At 55.5% G+C, this 19,965-nt stretch carries 18 protein-coding genes; 6 read left to right on the top strand and 12 right to left on the bottom strand.

Annotated elements, in window-relative coordinates:
* Position 1: 1 nt before the first annotated feature.
* The 3 genes from dxs to folE2 are packed head-to-tail and all read left to right on the top strand — an operon-like array spanning position 2 to position 3,110.
* Positions 2-1,894 carry a 1-deoxy-D-xylulose-5-phosphate synthase gene (gene dxs / locus HUE57_RS14880; RefSeq protein ID WP_078484723.1) on the top strand — a complete coding sequence of 631 codons (1,893 nt, stop codon included), beginning with the start codon at positions 2-4 and terminating at the stop codon, positions 1,892-1,894.
* A gap of 23 nt (positions 1,895-1,917) precedes the next feature.
* On the top strand, positions 1,918-2,298 hold the full coding sequence (gene queD, locus HUE57_RS14885; RefSeq protein WP_078484722.1) for a 6-carboxytetrahydropterin synthase QueD: 381 nt from the start codon (positions 1,918-1,920) through the stop codon (positions 2,296-2,298).
* Positions 2,299-2,303: 5 nt separating this feature from the next.
* Positions 2,304-3,110, top strand: coding sequence for a GTP cyclohydrolase FolE2 (gene folE2, locus HUE57_RS14890; protein WP_078484731.1), 807 nt, complete (start codon positions 2,304-2,306; stop codon positions 3,108-3,110).
* 29 nt (positions 3,111-3,139) lie between these two features.
* Here the strand turns inward: folE2 and HUE57_RS14895 are convergent, their stop codons facing one another.
* Positions 3,140-3,784 (bottom strand): retropepsin-like aspartic protease family protein, encoded by a 645-nt coding sequence (locus tag HUE57_RS14895; protein ID WP_172840360.1) that lies wholly within the window; start codon positions 3,782-3,784, stop codon positions 3,140-3,142.
* A gap of 117 nt (positions 3,785-3,901) precedes the next feature.
* Here HUE57_RS14895 and HUE57_RS14900 point away from each other — a divergent pair, with 117 nt between their 5' ends.
* A complete protein-coding gene (locus HUE57_RS14900; RefSeq protein WP_174673464.1) occupies positions 3,902-4,303 on the top strand; it encodes a secondary thiamine-phosphate synthase enzyme YjbQ in 402 nt (133 codons plus the stop codon).
* Between the two features lie 69 nt (positions 4,304-4,372).
* On the opposite strand, the gene HUE57_RS14905 is transcribed toward HUE57_RS14900, so the two are convergent.
* On the bottom strand, positions 4,373-6,286 hold the full coding sequence (locus HUE57_RS14905; RefSeq protein ID WP_078484720.1) for a hypothetical protein: 1,914 nt from the start codon (positions 6,284-6,286) through the stop codon (positions 4,373-4,375).
* 198 nt (positions 6,287-6,484) lie between these two features.
* Here HUE57_RS14905 and HUE57_RS14910 point away from each other — a divergent pair, with 198 nt between their 5' ends.
* On the top strand, positions 6,485-6,733 hold the full coding sequence (locus HUE57_RS14910) for a hypothetical protein (RefSeq protein ID WP_078484719.1): 249 nt from the start codon (positions 6,485-6,487) through the stop codon (positions 6,731-6,733).
* Positions 6,734-6,871: 138 nt separating this feature from the next.
* Positions 6,872-7,819, top strand: a complete 948-nt coding sequence (locus HUE57_RS14915) for a DUF4382 domain-containing protein (protein WP_174673465.1) — start codon at positions 6,872-6,874, stop codon at positions 7,817-7,819.
* Between the two features lie 76 nt (positions 7,820-7,895).
* Here the strand turns inward: HUE57_RS14915 and HUE57_RS14920 are convergent, their stop codons facing one another.
* The 10 genes from HUE57_RS14920 to HUE57_RS14965 all read right to left on the bottom strand — a co-directional run bounded on the left by HUE57_RS14920 (position 7,896) and on the right by HUE57_RS14965 (position 19,962).
* Positions 7,896-8,402 carry a phosphatidylglycerophosphatase A family protein gene (locus HUE57_RS14920; protein WP_078484716.1) on the bottom strand — a complete coding sequence of 169 codons (507 nt, stop codon included), beginning with the start codon at positions 8,400-8,402 and terminating at the stop codon, positions 7,896-7,898.
* Positions 8,371-9,348 (bottom strand): thiamine-phosphate kinase, encoded by a 978-nt coding sequence (thiL, locus tag HUE57_RS14925; RefSeq protein ID WP_078484715.1) that lies wholly within the window; start codon positions 9,346-9,348, stop codon positions 8,371-8,373. Before thiL ends, HUE57_RS14920 begins: the two co-directional genes overlap by 32 nt.
* Positions 9,349-9,378: 30 nt before the next feature.
* Positions 9,379-9,840 (bottom strand): transcription antitermination factor NusB, encoded by a 462-nt coding sequence (gene nusB, locus HUE57_RS14930; RefSeq protein ID WP_078484714.1) that lies wholly within the window; start codon positions 9,838-9,840, stop codon positions 9,379-9,381.
* 4 nt (positions 9,841-9,844) lie between these two features.
* Positions 9,845-10,321 (bottom strand): 6,7-dimethyl-8-ribityllumazine synthase, encoded by a 477-nt coding sequence (ribH, locus tag HUE57_RS14935; protein WP_078484713.1) that lies wholly within the window; start codon positions 10,319-10,321, stop codon positions 9,845-9,847.
* Between the two features lie 53 nt (positions 10,322-10,374).
* A complete protein-coding gene (gene ribBA / locus HUE57_RS14940; protein WP_078484712.1) occupies positions 10,375-11,493 on the bottom strand; it encodes a bifunctional 3,4-dihydroxy-2-butanone-4-phosphate synthase/GTP cyclohydrolase II in 1,119 nt (372 codons plus the stop codon).
* A 28-nt stretch (positions 11,494-11,521) separates the two neighbouring features.
* Positions 11,522-12,190 (bottom strand): riboflavin synthase, encoded by a 669-nt coding sequence (locus HUE57_RS14945; protein ID WP_078484711.1) that lies wholly within the window; start codon positions 12,188-12,190, stop codon positions 11,522-11,524.
* Between the two features lie 15 nt (positions 12,191-12,205).
* Positions 12,206-13,315, bottom strand: coding sequence for a bifunctional diaminohydroxyphosphoribosylaminopyrimidine deaminase/5-amino-6-(5-phosphoribosylamino)uracil reductase RibD (gene ribD, locus HUE57_RS14950; protein WP_269087665.1), 1,110 nt, complete (start codon positions 13,313-13,315; stop codon positions 12,206-12,208).
* The gene (gene nrdR, locus HUE57_RS14955) at positions 13,315-13,821 is read right to left on the bottom strand and encodes a transcriptional regulator NrdR (protein WP_078484710.1); all 507 of its coding nucleotides are present in this window, start codon (positions 13,819-13,821) and stop codon (positions 13,315-13,317) included. The genes ribD and nrdR overlap by 1 nt, the downstream gene beginning before the upstream one ends.
* Positions 13,822-13,848: 27 nt before the next feature.
* Complete coding sequence (glyA, locus tag HUE57_RS14960; protein ID WP_078484709.1) at positions 13,849-15,102, bottom strand: serine hydroxymethyltransferase; 1,254 nt, start codon at positions 15,100-15,102, stop codon at positions 13,849-13,851.
* A 684-nt stretch (positions 15,103-15,786) separates the two neighbouring features.
* Positions 15,787-19,962, bottom strand: coding sequence for a response regulator (locus tag HUE57_RS14965; RefSeq protein ID WP_078484708.1), 4,176 nt, complete (start codon positions 19,960-19,962; stop codon positions 15,787-15,789).
* Between the last annotated feature and the right edge of the window lie 3 nt (positions 19,963-19,965).

Genomic DNA, 19,965 nt, shown 5'->3' on the forward strand with positions numbered 1-19,965 from the left:
CATGAGCGCTGACAGCCGCTACCCCCTACTGGAGACGATCGAGACCCCTGCCGAATTGCGGGCGCTTGATGACGCCCGTCTACCAGAACTGGCCGAGGAGCTACGCGCCTTTCTGATCGAATCGGTCAGCCAGACCGGGGGACATCTCGCCTCCGGTCTGGGCACGGTCGAGCTCACCATCGCCCTCCACTACGTCTTCAACACCCCTGAAGACCGCCTGGTCTGGGATGTTGGCCACCAGAGCTATCCACACAAGATTCTCACCGGCCGCCGTAAAGCGATGCCGACACTACGCCAGAAAGGTGGCCTGGCTGGCTTCCCCAAACGCGAAGAGAGCCCCTACGACACCTTCGGCGTCGGCCACTCCAGCACCTCAATCAGCGCCGCACTCGGCATGGCAATCGCCGCCGCCCAGCAGCAGAGTGAACGCAAGGTTATAGCCGTTATAGGTGACGGTGCGATGACTGCCGGCGAGGCCTTCGAGGCGCTCAACCATGCAGGTGATCTCGACGCCAATCTGCTGGTGATCCTCAACGACAACGACATGTCGATCTCTCCCAATGTGGGTGGCATGTCGAACTACCTCGCCCGCCTGCTCTCAGGGCGCTTCTACTCCTCGGTCCGCGAGGGCAGCAAAAAGGTGCTCGAGCACGTGCCACCGGTGTGGGAGATTGCCCGTCGTGCCGAGGAGCATATGAAGGGAATGGTCGTTCCCGGCACCCTCTTCGAGGAGCTTGGATTCAACTACATCGGCCCGATCGATGGTCACGACATGTCGACACTGGTCCAGACGCTGAGCAACCTGAGCTCACGCAAGGGGCCGCAGTTCCTACATATCGTCACGCGCAAGGGCAAGGGCTACACCCCTGCCGAGGACAACCCCTGCGGCTATCACGGTGTTGGCAAATTTGATCCCGATTGCGACACCATCGACAACACACCAGGCGCCTCTCCCAGCTACACCGAGGTGTTCGGGCAGTGGCTCTGTGACATGGCTGAAACGAGTAGTGATCTGGTCGGCATTACCCCCGCGATGCGAGAAGGTTCGGGGCTGGTCGAATTCTCCGAACGTTTTCCAGATCGCTACTTCGATGTCGGCATTGCTGAGCAGCATGCCGTCACCCTCGCCGCAGGCCTCGCCTGCGAGGGGATCAAACCAGTCGTAGCGATCTACTCCACCTTCCTGCAGCGCGCCTACGATCAGCTGATCCATGACGTGGCACTGCAGAACCTGCCGGTGCTCTTTGCTATCGACCGCGCCGGTCTGGTCGGCCCTGACGGCCCAACACACGCTGGCAGCTTCGATCTGAGTTACCTGCGCTGTATTCCCAACATGGTGGTGATGGCCCCATCCAACGAGAACGAATGTCGTCAGATGCTCTCTACCGGCTACCGCCATAACGGACCCGCCGCAGTTCGCTACCCACGCGGACGCGGTCCCGGCGTTACCATCGACTCCGGGCTTGAGCCTCTGCCGATCGGCAAGGCCGAGCTGGTACGGGAAGGAAAAGGGGTTGCGATCTTCTGTTTCGGCACCCTGCTTGAACAGGCGTTAGTCGCCGCTGACCAATTCAACGCAACCGTTATCAATATGCGCTTTGTGAAACCGCTTGATGAGGAGATGGTGCTACGCGTCTCAGCCAATCATCAGCTGCTGGTTACGGTTGAAGATAATGCCGTAGCTGGCGGTGCAGGTAGCGCCGTCGCCGAAGCCCTGGCAGCCCACGGCGTTGAACGCCCGCTGCTGCAGCTCGGCCTGCCAGACACCTTTGTCGATCACGGCTCTCGTGAGGAGCTTCTGGCCGACTGTGGACTTGATTCAGCCGGAATCGCCCACACTATAGAGGTGCAGCTTTCCGACGCTACTGCTAAAATCAGCGCCAGCCAGCAATAACCGAGTTATTTTCTAGGATTTCGATGACACCCCGTTACACACTTAAGGTCCTTACGGAGTTCGCTTCAGCACACTCGCTGCGCGACTATCCGGGTGACTGCCGCCGTCTCCACGGCCACAACTGGAAGGTTGAGGTCGAGGTGGTTGCGCATGCATTGGACAGTGTCGGGATGGGAATCGATTTCAAGGTGATCAAGCGTGCCGCCGCTGAAGTCGGCGATCGTCTTGATCACCACTATCTCAACGAGGTCGAACCGTTCGATCGTATCAACCCTACGGCCGAGAATCTTGCGGCCTACTTCTTTCAGGAATTAGCAACCCTGATCAACGACGATCGCGTCAAGATCAGCGCAGTAACCCTGTGGGAAACTGACCGCGCCAGTGTGCGCTACACAGAGGATTAGTATTGATGAACCAGAGTGCAAAGCCGATCGCTGACGTACAGAACAGCGCAGATACCCGCCAGATTGCGATCAATAAGGTCGGCATCAAGGACATTCGCCACCCTATTCGGGTCAAGGACCGCTCTGAAGGCGATCAGCACACCATCGCCAACTTCAACATGTATGTGAACCTGCCCCATAACTTCAAGGGCACCCACATGTCACGCTTCGTTGAGATTCTCAACCATCAGGATCGTGAGATCAGCGTGGAGTCGTTCGAGACGATGTTAAGCGAGATGGTTGAGCTACTAGAGGCGGGTTCTGGTCACATCGAGATGAACTTCCCCTACTTCATCAACAAGACCGCGCCTATCTCCGGTGTACAGAGCCTGCTCGATTACGATGTCACCCTGATCGGTGAGATTCACGACGGCAAGATCGACACCAACATCAAGGTTGTTGTGCCGGTCACCAGCCTCTGCCCCTGTTCGAAGAAGATCTCTGAGCGCGGCGCCCACAATCAGCGCTCACACGTCACCGTCAATGTGCGTACTAGTCAGTTCATGTGGATCGAAGAGGTGATCGAGCTGGTCGAGCAGGAGGCCTCCTGCGAGCTGTTTGGTCTACTGAAACGCCCTGATGAGAAGTTTGTTACCGAGCGTGCCTACGACAACCCAAAGTTCGTCGAGGATATGGTCCGTGATGTGGCGGCCCGTCTGAATGCCGATGAGCGCATCAACTACTATGTGGTCGAGTCGGAGAACTTCGAGTCGATCCACAACCACTCCGCCTACGCACTGATCGAACGCGATAAGGCTGCAGACCCCGTATAAGCAAGACTCCTTAGTCTGCTCAGCGCGAATTAGAAGCGCTTGCGCAGCTTCATCATGCCGTTCTCGTTTACCACGGTTAGCTGCCCCAGAAACGACATTCCCAACAGTGCCTCCGTAGGAAAGTCCCCCTCAAGCACCATCGCGTCGACATCATTCAACTCGATAGCCCCTACCTTCACACTACTCAATTTAAGGTGGTAAGCCCGTTCGATGCCTGAAGCGGTACTAACGCGCGCCTCGGTACCGTGCAGCCTGAAATCGATTCCCAGACGTCGTGCGTCGTTTGCATTCAGCGCCACGGCTGAAGCTCCAGTATCGGCGAGAAAGTCGACCATCTGACCATTAATACTGCCAGTGGTGCGGTACATACCGGCGTTATCGATGGCAATAATCACCTCACTCGGTACGGCCGAGGCATAGTTGGCTCCGACCTCGTTTCCAAGCGGCAAACGGCTCTCTTTTCCATCAATCTCGACCACCGCAAACTGACTATCCGCCGAGATCAGGCGCACACCCTCTGGGGACTCACTACCGACAGAGAGCACTCTTCGCTTACCATCGATCTTCATCACCGCTTTATTCTTGAACAGCCCCATTACCTGCAGCTTCTCGACGGCTATCGCCGGTGCAGTTAGAGAGGCCAGCAAAACAGCTATTCCTATCACTCTAAACACTCTACATCTCCTTTGTGCCATTGCCATTCATTATGGTGTCATCATCGCTATTGCGCCATCTTGCCGGTCAAACACTCTGACAGGTAGAGTATCGAAAAGTTGAATTGGAGTTTAGATATGACGCACCAGACGATTAGCATCACCACACCCGCCCACCAGTCGATGGTCGAAATCACCCGTGAGGTAAATGCCAATATATCAAAGCTGGGTGTTGATGATGGCGTGGTACATCTCTTTGTCGAGCACACCACCTGCGGGCTCTTTATCAATGAGAACGCCGACCCGGACGTAGTCGGTGATCTGCTGCGACGTTTCGAAAAACTGGTGCCCTGGCACGATCCAGCTGACCGTCATGCAGAGGGCAACACCGCCGCACATCTGCGCAGCATCATGACGGGTTGCTCGCTCACTATTCCGGTAGCTCAGGGTCGACTGCTATTGGGAACGTGGCAGGGGATCTATCTGGCCGAGTTTGACGGGCCACGCACGCGCCGAGCGGTCATCTCCACACTCAAATAGTGCGGCAAAAAAAACGCCGGCAGTTGCCAGCGTTTTTTTCAGGCTGAAATTATTAGCCCTGCTGCTGCATTAGATCAGCGAGAGACTGAGAATGCCTTCCATCTTCTCTGCGGTCTCAGACTTACCGGTACGGCTATCACCGACCAGCGCGATGGTAATATTGACCTCCTCAACGTTACCACCCAGACGATCTCGTTTCTCTCGACCACACTGCTTGATCAGATGGATCAGATCCTGACCAAGACGCACTGGAGCGACCTGCTCAACATCATCACGATCGCCATAGCCACAGCGCGTCAGATCCTCGTCACTGTTGCCACTGTAGACACCCGCCATCAGCTGACTGTGGGCGACACCGACGCGCATCTCGCCACGATCGGCCAGCGCCTTCATCTCGCCAATAAACTGCCCCTCATTCTCTTTGTACTTCTCGTAGAGATCGGGATGCAGCACGGTGCCATCGTTATCGACCAGCAGTGGGAAGGGGTTGGCCCAGTAGCTACTCTCCTTGGCACCGCGATGGGTCTTGGTGCTACCCGCTGCCACACGCTCACCAAGGCGGAAATGTTCAATCGCCGTCTCTACCGACATATTAGTATCGACAGTGCACTCACCCTCTTCTATAAGAGCGAAATTATTCATATAGAGCAGCGCATCGAGCACATGCCCCTGCGCTACCTCAGCCTCATCGGTTACCGGCACAATCTGGCGGGCGTTTGAACCCGTCTCCTTGTTGTAGCCGACCTCCTGTCCAATCATCTTGGTCTTGGCGTGCTCACTAAAACCATCCAGACAGGCAAAGGCTCCGGTCTCGGTACCAAAGAACATCAAACGGGCCAGGTTATCATCGCCCTTCTCCAGCGCTACTCGGCCCATGTCGTCGGCCTTAACCACCATTTCAGCAATATAGGGCTCACCCTCGCCATCAAAACGGACCACGTTACGCGTACAACCGCAATGCAGCGGCATCTCGCCATTACGGATCGCGAGCACATTGTGCAGGGTCAGAATCGGCTTCTTCGAATAGCCAAAATACTTCAGCTCATCGCGATCGGGCACCATGCCGATCAGCATCTGGTTCTTCTCATCCCAGAAGTAACCGAGGTCGTTATCACCCGCATTGGGATCACCGAAGATGAAGATACCGTCGGGACGGCGGTTACTCTTGATCTCATCAATACTGGCGAAGGGGAAGAGATTAAGCAGACCTGGTTCCATCTCAATCGAGCCACGTGACTTATTGATATAGGCAACGATAAGCGAACGACCTACCTGCAACGGCACTGATACCCACTCCTTGGCAACAAAATTACTTTCGTTGAAGGGGTTGTAGTCGAGCTCGTAGAAAGGATTGGCACGTTTGTTCGAGGGGGTTGAGTAGTCGACACCGGTTTTGATATCGGCTGCGATGGTCAGTGGCACATGGGCCAGTGAAGTGTAATCGGCAGGTAGATTGAGATAGTGACCCGAAATCTCGCCAGCGGTTACGTTGGGAGTTGCATCCATACCCCAGGTACGACGAACACCAACCTCGAGCCCTACCTTCTGCATCAGCTGACGGCGCGTTTCAAGAATCAGGTCGGAGAGTGCCTGGCTCTTCTCGGTGACTTTGTCTTTAACGGTATCGGGTGTTTCAGAACCGCTTGAGACAACGGCGTTCTGCAGACGTACCAGACGCGAGTAGGCAGTACTGCGGAAGTGGTGATAGGCGCCATCTAGAAAACGTACTAGCGCCCTCGCCTTCTCCAGCTGCTCTGAATCCGTCGGTGCAGGCTCATCAAGCAGCGCTACGATCTCAGTAATGCCAACATGTTCGATAAAACCAATCTTCTGTTGCGCCTCAGAGCGTTGGCGCTCATCGCGTCCCTGCAGCTCACGAATGAACTCCATCTTGTAGATGTTGAGGTACTTGGCAAAGGCGAGGCTCTTGAGCAGCTGTGCAGGCGTGCTACAGCCGTCACGGATTTCGAGGATCTGTTCCATAACGATTATGTCTTTGTCTTGTTTGAGTTATTCGGGCGCAGCCAATTGGCTGGCATCGATTATTTGGAAAACGCCATTATACCCGTCACACTAGGGCGTAACTATACCCCCAGGGGGTAATTGGATTGATAGGCCCATAACTGTGAATCATCAGACGTCCTACTGATTTTCTCTATTAATTACAACAAGGTAAGCAAGATGAGTACTCCTGAAGAAGCCGATAAAAACTTTAGAGATGAGCATCTCGCTGAACACTTCGCCGTCATCTACGCACCGCGCCGCAAACGCGATCGTTACCCGGAGAATACCGTCGAACTCTTCCCTAGCGAGTCCACAGCGATGGATAGCGCTGACGCGAACCAAAAACGCTACCCCGCCTGTGTGCGCGGCCCTTTTCGCTCATCCGAAGGGTTGCGTCTCTTCTATCTGATTCGCTGGCTCGACTAACCAGTTACCACCAGCCCTATCAAAGCTGGGTTTGTGAACCATGCACACCACAGACGTGACCCATCCCCCATCTTCTGCGGTCTCTTCTCGCTAGAGTCTCTTCTGACAGACTAGATAAGCACTCAAGCGGGAGTCACCATGTTCAAAACCAATTACAAACTAGCCACCCTTGCTGCCACCTTTTCAATGCTATTACTGACTGGCTGCAATAGCGGTAGTAGTTCAGGTAACAGCGCCGCCGCTGGCAGTATGACTCTTGGTATTACCGATGCCCCCGTCGATGGCGCAGAGTCGGTCATCATCGAGTTCACCGGTGTGGAGATTCAACCTGAATCGGGGGAACTGATCTCGATTACATACGACGCCCCAAGAAGCATCGACCTACTGGCGTTACAGGGTGGCCTTCGTGACCTACTGCTTGATGGAGAGAGCCTGCCTGCTGGTCAATACAGCTGGATTCGACTGATGATCAACGCCGAGGCCGACAACATCTTCGACTCCTACATCGTGATTGGTGGCAACCAGTATGAACTCGACATACCCAGCGGGGCGCAGACAGGCCTAAAGCTGAACCGAAGTTTTGAAGTACCTGAGGGAATGTCGGTCGATCTGACCATCGACTTCGATCTGCGAAAATCGATCCATATGCCCAGCTCTGGAACCGATTACAAACTAAGGCCTACACTTCGTAGTGTGGCAACGCCCGATTCGGGGATAATCAGCGGCACCATCGATCCAACACTGATACCGACCGAACGTTGCGCCGAGGATGCCGTCTACGCGATCTACCTCTTCCAGGGGCCCGCTGCCGTTATTGACGATCTCGCTGTCGATGGTGACGAGGCACCCGATCCAATCATTACCGTTAATGTTGATCTCGATGTCAGCAGCGGTAACTACAGCTTTACCATTCCCTATCTGGAACCCAACAGCTACACCGTTACGGCCACCTGCAGTGCGCAGCTCGATGAACCCGACCAAAACGACTCTGAGTTGATGGGTTTCTACGGAACCACCGACGTGGTGGTTACCGCTGGTGAGGCGGGCACCATCAACTTCACCGAGAGCTCGGTCGCGCCACTCTGAGTAGGTTCGGTATGAACCACATGCCAAATTCAGCCACCGGCCTCATCCACTGAAGCAGACGTGAGAAAGACATCGGCTAGATCAAGTAGTAGGCGGCTAGCTGCAGTAACAACAGACTGAATAGCCCGGCTAGTAGATCATCAAGCATGATGCCTAGACCGCCCGCTACCTTTCTGTCGATGGTACGAATCGGCCACGGCTTGAGGATGTCGAAAATTCGGAACAGAACAAAACCGACCACCATCCAGAGCCAACCAGGCGGTGCTGCAATCATCGTCACCAGATAACCGACGATCTCATCCCAGACGATACCGGGATGATCGTGTACACCAAGATCATCAGCGGTTCGGGTACAGATCGGGATTCCAACCAGAAACAGCGCTGCCGTCAGCAACAGGTAGAGGTTTGCATCGAGCTGCAACATCAACAGGTAGATCGGAATTGCCGCCACGGTACCGAAGGTGCCAGGGGCAACAGGTGCTGCACCACTGCCAAAGCCACAGGCGAGCAGATGGGTCAGGTTTCTAAATGGGGTCACGGGGGTCGCGCCACTACTTCTGCTCCGGAAAGTGTTGATAGCCATCTAGCTGCAATTCAATGGGTTTACCCTGCCAATCTACAACCCGTACACTCTCTGACGCTGTGATTTTACCGATCTCAGTAATCGAACAATCGCTGCTGAACGCGATCGCTCTGATCTTCTCAATCGCAGAATCCGGTGCGGTGAAGCAGAGTTCGTAGTCATCTCCCACCGTCAACGCCAGCTGTCGATGTCGCTCTGCAGAGAGAGATGCGGACTCAATGACATCAAGAGGCAGCTGATCGGCCACGATCTCTGCCCCTACCCCACTCTGCCCAGCAATGTGTCCTAGATCGGCCATCAACCCATCCGAGATATCGATGGCCGCCGTGGCGATACCACGCAGCGCCTGCCCTACCGCCAATCGCGGTGTGGGACGATCGAGTCGAGCACGACAGTGATCCATCTCATCGGGTGAAAGTTCAAACTCGCCCTGAAGCGCCGCTAACGCAATAGCCGCTCCTCCCAGAACTCCAGTCACAAACACACTATCGCCGGGTCGTGCACCACTGCGCTGAAGCGCAGAACCGCCTGGTAGCTGGCCGTGAGCCTGCAGCGATAGGGTCAGTGGACCACGGGTAGTATCACCACCGATAATGGCGACGCCGTATTGATCGGCCAGTTCAAATAGTCCCTGACTAAATTTTTCCAGCCACTGTGGATCTGACTCGGGCAGTGTCAGTGCAAGTGTCATCCAACTCGGCTCAGCCCCCATAGCGGCGAGGTCACTGAGATTGACGGCGAGCAGCTTGTAACCGATATCGGCTGCATCGGTATCGAGCGGGAAGTGAACACCGGCAACCAGGGTATCGATCGCCAGTACCAGTTCGCAATCGGGGTGCGGAGTGACCAGCGCCGCATCATCACCAATGCCGAGCACAACATCGTCACGCCCGGCAGCATGCGCCTGGAAGTAGTGTTGGATTAACTGGAATTCGGAGAGAGGCATTCCGATTGAGGACGAAGAGTGCGGCTGGAATCAGCCTTTTTTCGCCGCTACCTCGGCAGCACGTAACGTTTTGGCTACCTTATCGAGCACACCATTAATGAACTTATGGCCCTGATCGGCGCCGAACGTCTTTGCCAGCTCCACCGACTCGTTGATCACAACCTTGTAAGGGATATCAATGCGTTTCAGCAGCTCATAGGTACCAAGACGCAGAATCGCCCGCTCGACCGGATCGACCTCTTCGATACCACGATGCAGTGCCGGTGCCAGCTTTTCATCGATCTGATCGAGGGTCGTCGGTACACCGTGCAGCAGATCGGAGAAGTACTCCTTATCCACACGACTGAAATCCTGCTCGACAATAAACTGGCTTTCGATCGCGGCAATGTTCTGACCGGTCATATGCCACTGATAGAGCGCCTGCACGGCAATGCGGCGCGCACGGGCGCGCGCCTTGGTACCGCTGTTCTTGCGGGAGTCGCCCGCGCTCATCGAATCAACTTTCCAGGTTGCGCAGAACGTTGACCATCTCAATGGTCGACATCGCAGCTTCGGCACCCTTATTACCCGCCTTGGTGCCGGAGCGCTCGATCGCCTGCTCAATGGTATCGACAGTCAGCACACCGAAGGCGACCGGAATATCATAGTCGAGAGAGACCACTGAGAGCCCCTTGGTGCACTCACCGGCGACGTAGTCGAAGTGGGGGGTGCCGCCACGAATTACCGCACCGAGGGCGATGATGCCGTCGTACTGCTTGCTTGCGGCAAGACGTTTTGCAGCAACCGGCATCTCAAAGGCACCCGGTACACGCACGATATGCAAATCGCCATCCTCAGCACCGTGGCGCTTGAGGGTATCGATCGCACCCTCGAGCAGATGCTCAACGACAAAGCTGTTAAAGCGTGCCACCAGCAGCGCAAAACGTGCGTTGCGTACATTGAGGTTGCCCTCGGTTGTCTTGATTGTGCTCATCTCTATCTCCCCCAACATCCCATCTCGCGACAGAACCTGTTTATCAAATTCAATTAATCGTGATCGCCACTGACGTACTCAACCACTTCGAGATCGAAGCCAGAGATACCGTGCATCTTCTTCGGCGCGCTCATTACACGCATCTTGTGTACACCGAGATCGGCAAGGATCTGTGCTCCGATGCCGTAGGTACGCAGATCGGGATTGGTCTCATGCTGAATCTGCTCACCACCGCGGTCAGCTAGATCATAGTTACGCATTCTACGCACCAGATCGCGTGGATCGTCCTTCTTGCTCAGCAGGACAGCGATACCCGCCCCCTCCTTACCGATACGCTCCAGCACATCACTGAGCGGCCAACCACAATCGGGATGATTGGTACCAGGAATATCGCAGATTGCATCGGCCAGATGCACACGCACCAGAGTCGGTTCATCCTGCTTAACCTCACCCAGTACCATCGCGTGGTGAAGCTGGTTGTCGATACCATCGGTATACGCGTAGAGACGGAACTTGCCGTTCTCGGTCGGCAGATCGCACTCGGCGACCCGCTCAATGGTCTTCTCGTTCTCAATCCGGTAGTGGATCAGGTCGGCAACGGTGCCGATCTTCAGATCGTGCTCCTTGGCAAACACCTCCAGGTCGGGTCGGCGTGCCATGGTGCCATCCTCGTTGAGGATCTCAACGATTACACCGGAGGGCTCGAGTCCTGCCAGACGCATCAGATCACAACCCGCCTCGGTATGACCGGCGCGATTGAGTACACCACCCGGCACCGCCATCAGCGGGAAGATGTGACCCGGCTGTACGATATCGGCCGCCTTGGCATCGGGCGCTACCGCCTTGCGTACCGTCAGGGCACGATCATAGGCGGAGATACCGGTGGTCACCCCTTCTGCCGCCTCAATCGAGACGGTGAAATTGGTACCGTGTTTATCGTTGGTATCGGAGACCATCAACGGCAGGTTGAGCTGCTGGCAGCGTTCACGGGTCAGGGTCAGACAGATCAGACCACGACCGTAGCGAGCCATGAAGTTGATATCCTCGGGGCGTGTCATTGAGGAGGCCATGATCAGGTCACCCTCATTCTCACGATCCTCGTCATCCATCATGATGACCATCTTGCCCTGGGCGAGATCTTCGAGGATCTCTTCAATGCTATTGAGCTTCATCTACTTTTCCAAGTTGTGTTGACGGTAGTTAAGCACCGCCACCTAAAAAACCGTGTGCCGCGAGAAAATCGCGCCCTAATCCACCACTCTGTTTCTCGGCTGCCTGTTCACCCTGTAGCAGCCGTTCCAGATAGCGTGCAATCACATCCACCTCGAGATTGAGTCGACTACCGCCACGCATCTCCTGCAGCGTCGTCTCCTGCAGGGTATGCGGCACGATGTTGAGTTCAAACTCACTGCCATCGACGTTATTCACCGTCAGGCTGACCCCGTTAATGGTGATCGAACCCTTGGCCGCGATAAACTTAGCCAACGCTGCAGGTGCGCAAATTCTAAAACGCACCGAGCGCCCCTCGTCCCAGCGCGATAACACCTCACCCACACCATCGACATGGCCGCTAACCAGATGACCGCCTAGACGCGTGGTCGGAGTCATCGCCTTCTCAAGATTACAGCGTGTGCCGACCTTGAGCTGGTCGTAGTTGCTGCAGGTAAGGGTCTCAGCCGAGACATCGGCCCAGTAACCATCACCCGGTAGATCGATCACCGTTAGGCAGACACCGTTGGTGGCAACGCTGTCGCCCAACTTGAGATCCGCCAGATCGAGCGCACCACTATTGATGCGCAGGCGCAGATCATCACCCCTGCGCTCCATTGCGGCCACTTCGCCGATCGCCTCTATGATACCTGTAAACATATCTGCTGTTCAGACTCAGTTAACTGTGGGCCGCGCGGTGATACGCCAGTCGTCGCCCACTGCGCGAATATCGTCGATCTTAAGATCGATCCGCTGGTCCATCTGCTCAAGCCCCGGCAGGTGGAAAAGACCCCGTGCGCTGTTACCCATCAGATGCGGTGCCACGTAGACAACCATCTCGTCGATCAGCCCCGCCTGCAGCATCGCACCACTCAGGGTAGCACCGGTCTCCAGCATCACCTCGTTGATCTCGAGTGCCGCCAGCTGACGCATCAGCTCAGGTAGATCGATCGCATCCTCGCGCGCTGGCAGCACCAGCACATCGGCACCTGCCGCGTTGAGTAGTTCGACCTGCTCCTCATCATCACAGGCAGTAACAATCAGCGTGCGCCCTGGTAACTTCAACATCTTGGCATCGACCGGGGTGCTCAGGCGTGGATCGAGCACCACACGCAGCGGCTGGCGCAGCTCACCCTCATACTCATCCTCTTCAAGACGAACATTCAACGAGGGGTCATCGGCCAGAACCGTACCGACACCGGTCACAATCGCGCAGCTGGCAGCACGCATGCGGTGCACATCACGACGCGCATCGCTACCGGTAATCCAGACACTCTCACCCGAGGCCATCGCGGTACGTCCATCGAGACTCATCGCCAACTTGCTACGTACCAGCGGTCTGCCCTCACGCATGCGTTTTACAAAACCGGGATTGAGCGCCTCAGCCTCTCCACTCAGTACGCCGCTCTCAACCGTGATACCGGCCTCGCGTAGCTCGTTGAGTCCACTGCCTGCCACCTGAGGATTGGGGTCTTCCATAGCGACCACAACACGGGCAACCCCCGCCTTGATCAGAGCCTGACTACAGGGTGGCGTGCGGCCGTGGTGTGAGCAGGGTTCGAGCGTGACGTAGGCAGTCGCGCCCCCGGCCGCACTACCAGCACTCTTGAGTGCGTTGATCTCGGCATGGTCCTCACCAGCGCGCTGATGCCAACCCTCACCGACCACCTCACCACTCTGTACAATCACGCAGCCGACACACGGATTGGGTGGAGTGGTGTAACGGCCGCGCGCAGCGAGTTCGATCGCGCGCGCCATAAACTGACGATCTTCTACAGATACCACTACTTCTTGTTCCCCATCGGCAGGTCGAGCTGGTGTTTTTTCAGTTCCGGTGAAGGGGTCTGCTCGAGACGATCGATCTCTTCACGGAAGGCGTTCACATCCTCAAAGCTACGGTAGATTGAGGCGAACCGGACATAGGCAACCTGATCAAGTGCACGCAGCTCCTCCATCACCCAATCGCCAACCTGACGACTACTCACCTCGCGCTCACCACTGCCACGCAGCTGCTGCTCGACATGATGAATCGCATCCTCGACTCGATCGGCCTCGACTGGGCGTTTTTCCAGCGCATGCATCATGCCGCGGCGCAGCTTCTGCTCATCGTAGGGTTCACGCACACCGTCGCTCTTGATGATGCGCGGCAGCAGCAGCTCCGCCTTCTCATAGGTGGTGAAACGTTCGTTACAGGCCTGACAGGCGCGACGACGTCGGATCTGATCACCCTCGCCAGCGAGGCGTGAATCAATCACCTTGGTCTCATCTTCACCGCAGAAGGGACAACGCATGGTTTAACGACTTCAGTCCGGAACGGCTCAGGCGTAGACCGGCAGACGTTTGCAGATCGCCAGCACTTCGTTCTTCACGTGGCCAATCACATCGCCATCACCACGCGCGTCGATCACATCGCACATCCAGCTCGCCAGTTTGTGGCAATCCTCAGCGCTGAAGCCACGGGTAGTGACCGCCGGGGTACCGATACGGATACCGCTGGTGACGAAGGGCGACTGCGGATCATTCGGTACGGCATTCATGTTGACGGTGATATTAGCGCTACCGAGCCAGCCATCGACCTCCTTACCGGTGAGGCCAGACTTGATGAAGCTGACCAGGAAGAGGTGGTTGTCGGTGCCGCCGGAGACGACATCGTAACCGCGTTCGATGAAGACCTTGGCCATCTCACGGGCATTGACCACCACCTGCTCCTGATAGCTTTTGAACTCCGGCTCCAGTGCCTCCTTGAAAGCGACCGCCTTGGCGGCGATCACGTGCATCAGCGGACCACCCTGTGTGCCGGGGAAGACCAGTGAGTTGAGTTTCTTCTCAATCTCGGGATTCGACTTGGCGAGGATAATGCCGCCACGCGGACCGCGCAGGGTCTTGTGGGTGGTGGAGGTGGTGACGTCGGCAATACCGACCGGGCTGGGGTAGACACCTGCCGCGATCAGGCCGGCGACGTGGGCCATGTCGACGAAGAGATAGGCACCCACCTCATCGGCGATGTCACGGAAACGCTGCCAGTCGATCACGCGTGAATAGGCCGAGAAGCCAGCGACGATCATTTTCGGCTGGTGCTCACGCGCCAACGCCACTACCTCGTCGTAATCGATCTCTCCGGTCTCGGGATTCAGTCCATACTGAATGGCATTGTAGATCTTGCCGGAGAAGTTGGGCTTAGCGCCGTGGGTGAGGTGACCACCGTGGGCCAGCGACATACCAAGGATGGTATCGCCCGGCTGCACCAGTGCCATGTAGACCGCCGCATTGGCCTGAGAACCGGAGTGGGGCTGGACGTTGGCGTAGTCGGCATCGAATAGTTTCTTGACGCGATCAATGGCGAGCTGCTCGGCGATATCGACATACTCACAACCGCCGTAGTAGCGCTTCTCCGGGTAGCCCTCAGCGTACTTATTGGTCAGTGCAGAGCCCTGCGCCTGCATCACACGCGGGCTGGCGTAGTTCTCAGAGGCGATCAGTTCGATATGCTCCTCCTGACGGCACTCCTCACCCTGCATCGCAGACCACAGTTCATCGTCATAGCCGCTGATCGTCATCTCTTTGCTGAACATATCTACCCCTGTTGGCTCACTCATGGGCTACTGGCCCGAAAATGGATGGGACGATCTCACCTCAAACCGCACCGGAGATCCGGTTATTGGCACAGGTGGATCGAATCAAGGGCGGAAGGATACCCGATTTGGCGTGCCGATGCATGATCCAGCCCCCCTTTTGGGGCTATTCAGCAAACGTTGAAATGACCCGCGTTCCAACGTTTGAGATGCCCACGCATAGGTCACGAATGACGCCCCTCCCAGAATAGCGGCTGACAGCCGGGACAATGATAGATGGGAGGATCTATAACGAAGTCGGGGAGAGGTGCTGGAGTACGCCACTACAGACGACCTGTAATGAGCTGTTACAGACCATACAGCGACTGAAGGGGCGGTATTGCTAATTGATGCCAAGTTGCTACGAGGGTGGCTACGCCTACCTCTCTACACTATTGGCCTCGATCAGGACCACGCAATCAGCTACACCACAGTATTCGCCCAGTCTACGACTGCGAGTCACTAGCCGTCGCTGGTTTTCGATGGCACGTGCTCACGGATCACGGTCAGATTCACCCGGTGCTGCCTCAAGGGTGTCGTAGCTGGCGGCCGTCACCAGCAGGCCATCCGTTTCAACATCTCATCACCGATAAAACGCTGTTCAACGATTATCTCTGCTCACCACCGGCGACTGTTCGAGAACGGTTACTCCGCCGCCACAGCCTCGTTCAGCCCTGAACGAACCCGTTCTGAGATATCGAGAATCTGGTCGAATGACTCTTTTATGGCATCAAGTCCATCAGCCCGGACGTCGGTCTCGATCTGCTGACAGAAATTGAACAACTCTCTGGCACCAACATTGCTACTGCTCCCCTTGAGGGTGTGCGCCGCCAGGATGAACGAATCTGGATTCGAATCGTTCAGTGCCGAGGTCATCTCATCGATACGTAGTGCCATATCGTCCAGGAAGATGGTTGCCAAACTCCCTAGCGCCTCATCGCCCATCATATTGCGTAACTCTGCAACAACTGCAGGATCGACCCCCTCCTTGCTCACAGTCTCAACACTCTCAGCCGCCTCCAGCTGCTCGCCCTCACCCAACCAATGCTGGAGGAGTTCGCCCAACAGAGCAACCTGAATCGGCTTGGAGATATAGTCATCCATTCCGGCCTCAATACAACGCTCACGCTCGCCCTCGAGCACGTGTGCCGTCATCGCCACAATAGTCGTATTTGCAGCACTGCCGGCCAGCTTGCGGATCTCACCAGAGGCCTCATAGCCATCCATCTCTGGCATCTGGCAATCCATCAAGATCAGGTCGTAACCTCCCTCAGCAGAGGCTTCCACAGCTTTACGACCGTTATCGACCACATCGGCCTGAAAACCGAGTTTGCTGAGAATCGAAACGGCGACACGTTGATTGACCTGATTATCATCGACCACCAGGATACGATCCTTGCGCACAGACGCCTGGCTATCGACAGCAACTAACTGCGCGTGTGGATCAGTATCGACATGTATCACCTCATCAACCACATCGGCCAATCGTCTTGGGCCAACCGGTTTAATCAGCGTGGCGCTGTGCGCAAGACGTCTGCAGTCATCATCCTTAATCTGCCCAGCCCTCGCCAGACAGATGATTGAGGCGGCAATGCTTTTCAGCCCTGGCAGCTCCTCCACCGGCAACTGCTGTGAGATTGCAGCATCGATAATCGCAATCTCAAACTGCTGCCTACCCTCTGAGTTATCGACTGTTTCAACCAGTGATTCGGCACCCTCTACGATCTCAAAATCTGCTCCCATCTGATCAAGGTAGGTGGCGATAACAGCGCTGCTGTGTGGGTGGCTATCGGCGATCAGCACCTTCACATCTCTCAGACAGCTATCACAAATTGAGGGTCTCAGCCCACCGCCCAGTTCGACATCGATGGCAAACCAGAAGTCACTCCCCTCTCCCGGAATTGAATCGACATCGATCTCACCACCCATGGCATCGACCAGCTGTTTGCTGATACTCAGCCCCAGACCGGTGCCACCATACTTGCGAGAGGTTGACCCATCTGCCTGTGAGAAGGCACCGAAAATCTGACCTCGAGCCGTTGCATCAACACCGATACCGGTATCGTGCACATCAAACCTCAAGCGCAGACGACTGCCCTCTTTTGACTGCACGGCCACCTTGAATCGAATCTCACCTTCACTGGTAAATTTGACGGCATTACCCAATAGATTGGTAATAACCTGGCGCAGACGGGTTGGATCGGCCACCACAAACTCAGGCACCTGTTCATCGATATCGCAGGTGATTTCCAGTCCCTTGTTATAGGCGTTACCGGCGGCCAGATCACACACATCACCACAGAGCTGGAACAGGTCGAACTCAATCGCCTCGAGCTCAACGCGCCCCGCTTCAAGCTTGGAGAAATCAAGAATATCGTTGAGCAGCGTCAGCAGCGTCTGCGCTGAACCGTTGGCGGTAGAGACGTAGTTACCCTGCTCATTATTGAGCTCCGTATCTTCGAGCAGACCAAGCATACCGAGCACGCCATTCATCGGTGTGCGAATCTCGTGGCTCATCGCCGCGAGAAATTCCGATTTCACTTTCGATGCCTGTACCGCTGTATCTCTGGCAAGCTTGAGTGCATTTTCAGTCTCGATTCGTGCTGCCTGCTCAAGCGCCACTGTCACCATATCGGCAATGTTATTCACAAAACCCTGCTCATCGGTGTGCCAGTAACGCTCCTCACCACAGTGTTCCGCAAATAGCACACCGACCACATCACCACTTTGTCGGATCGTGGCTCCGATAACTGACTGCACATCGTGCGCAGCAAAACAGTCGTTGTAGATCTCAGCAAAGACATGATCGCTCTGCACCGCAGAGGCCACAAAAAGATGTCGCTCCTCAAGGGCATTAAAGAAGCTGGGATAGCGGCTTCTCATTAGACTCTCTGCATCACTATCGAGATGTTCATTGCCTGCACAGTAATAGGCCTTACCGTAGAGGCGACTCTCGCTGCTATCGAAGAACCAGATACTGACGCGGGCAACATTGAGCGTTTTGAGCAGAACCTGCGCCACCCGCTCGATCGAGACATCCAGACTGACCTCTTCGTGCGAAATCCCCTTTGTCAGACCCAGCAGTGCCGTCTGGTGTTCGCGTAGACGCTCCTGACGTGCCTGCTGCTGCCACAGGGTACGTTTGCGTTCAGTGATATCAGTTCTGATCGAGACAAACTGATAGGGGCGACCGCTATCATCCATGAACGGGACAATAGTAGTGTCGACCCAGTAGTAATTGCCCTCTTTATTTTGATTTCTAATCTCACCACGCCACACTTCTCCACGCGTGATGGTCAGCCACATCTCTTTAAAAAAGGATGAGGAGTGATAACCCGAGTTGAGAATCCGGTGATCTTCACCGATCAGCTCGTCACGTGAATATTTACTGATCGCACAGAAGAGGTCATTAGCGTAGGAGATACGCCCTTCACGATCAGCAATACCCACAATCGAGTGTTGATCGAGGGCAAACTTCTGCGTCTCTAACTCTGCAATAGAGCGCTTCGCCTGCTCCTCTGCGTCATTTCGAATCACCATCTCATTGAGCAGCTGATCATTGGCAGTCTCAAGTTCAGAGGTTCGTTCGATTACTCGCTGCTCGAGTGCCTGCTGCGCATCTTCAAGCGCATGGGTGGCGCGCATGCGCTGAATTACACTGGCGAGTGTATTGGAGACTGAGCTGAGCAGATCGATGGTATCGACACTCGCCTCGACACCCGCCATGGTGTAGAGATTAATAATTCCAAGCAGATGATCTTCGATCATGATCGGCACACAGAGGTGACCGTGATCGTGAATCCCCTCTGGCCGAATCTCATGCCGCTCATCGACGTGAGTAACACAGAAGATCTCTCGCCGTTCTGCGGCCTGACCGCAGATACACTTTCCAACCGGCAGCGTTGAACAGAGTCCTCGTATCTCTTCAGAGAGACCACGTTGGGCAACCATATGCAGCGTATCCGCCTTCTCATCGGCGAGAAACATACACCCCTTCGCCTCAATATCGAGCCAGGGTACGGTCATTAACAGATCGAGCGTGCAGCCGAGCAGCTCTTCGAGCTTGGTCGGTTCCAGGGAGATCCTCAATATTGAACTGAGTACCCGCTGCGCGTGGTAGTCATGCTCAATCTTAACCTCGGCTCGACGGTGTCCTTCGATCTCCTCTGCCAGCTGAGTTGACTGACTCTTCAGTGACTGCCGCATCACATCGAAGTGATGAATCAGCCCGCCGACCTCATCATTTCTCGATCTTGGTAGAAGGCTCTCAAAATTTCCATCTGCAACAGATTGAGCCGCCGTAACCAACCCCTCAACAGGTCTACGCACCAACCACTCAAGCAGTAGTAACGAAACGACGGCAAAGAGCAAAAGGATGCTCAATAGAGACCAGAGCAACTCTTCGTAGTGTCGCTCTTCATGGGTGGCCGACAGATCCAGAACGGCGAACAGCTGTGGCTGACCAGCATGCCCCCCTTCTACAGCAGTCTGTTGTCGATAGATCAGACTGGAATCAGCCACTGCAGGGCGACTGAAGTTAGAGGTAACTGTGCGCCCACCACTCCAGCGAACACCCAGCTCTACCCATAGTGAGTGTGCGGCGTGAATATCATCAAGGATCGAGCTGAGCTCTTCGTCATCCTCTTGATCAACCAGCCCACCGACCATCTTTGCAAACTCAGTCAGTTCTCGCTGCGACTCTTCAACGTTGTGTTTACGCGCCTCCGCCAGGTGGCCCGCTTTCCAGATGTAGTTAAAGTAGAGCGTAAAGAGAATGCCGAGCAGCAGGATTGGCAATGTTATTTTTATTCTTAGAGACATCTT

Origin of the sequence: Candidatus Reidiella endopervernicosa, assembly GCF_013343005.1 — a bacterium.
Classification (GTDB): domain Bacteria; phylum Pseudomonadota; class Gammaproteobacteria.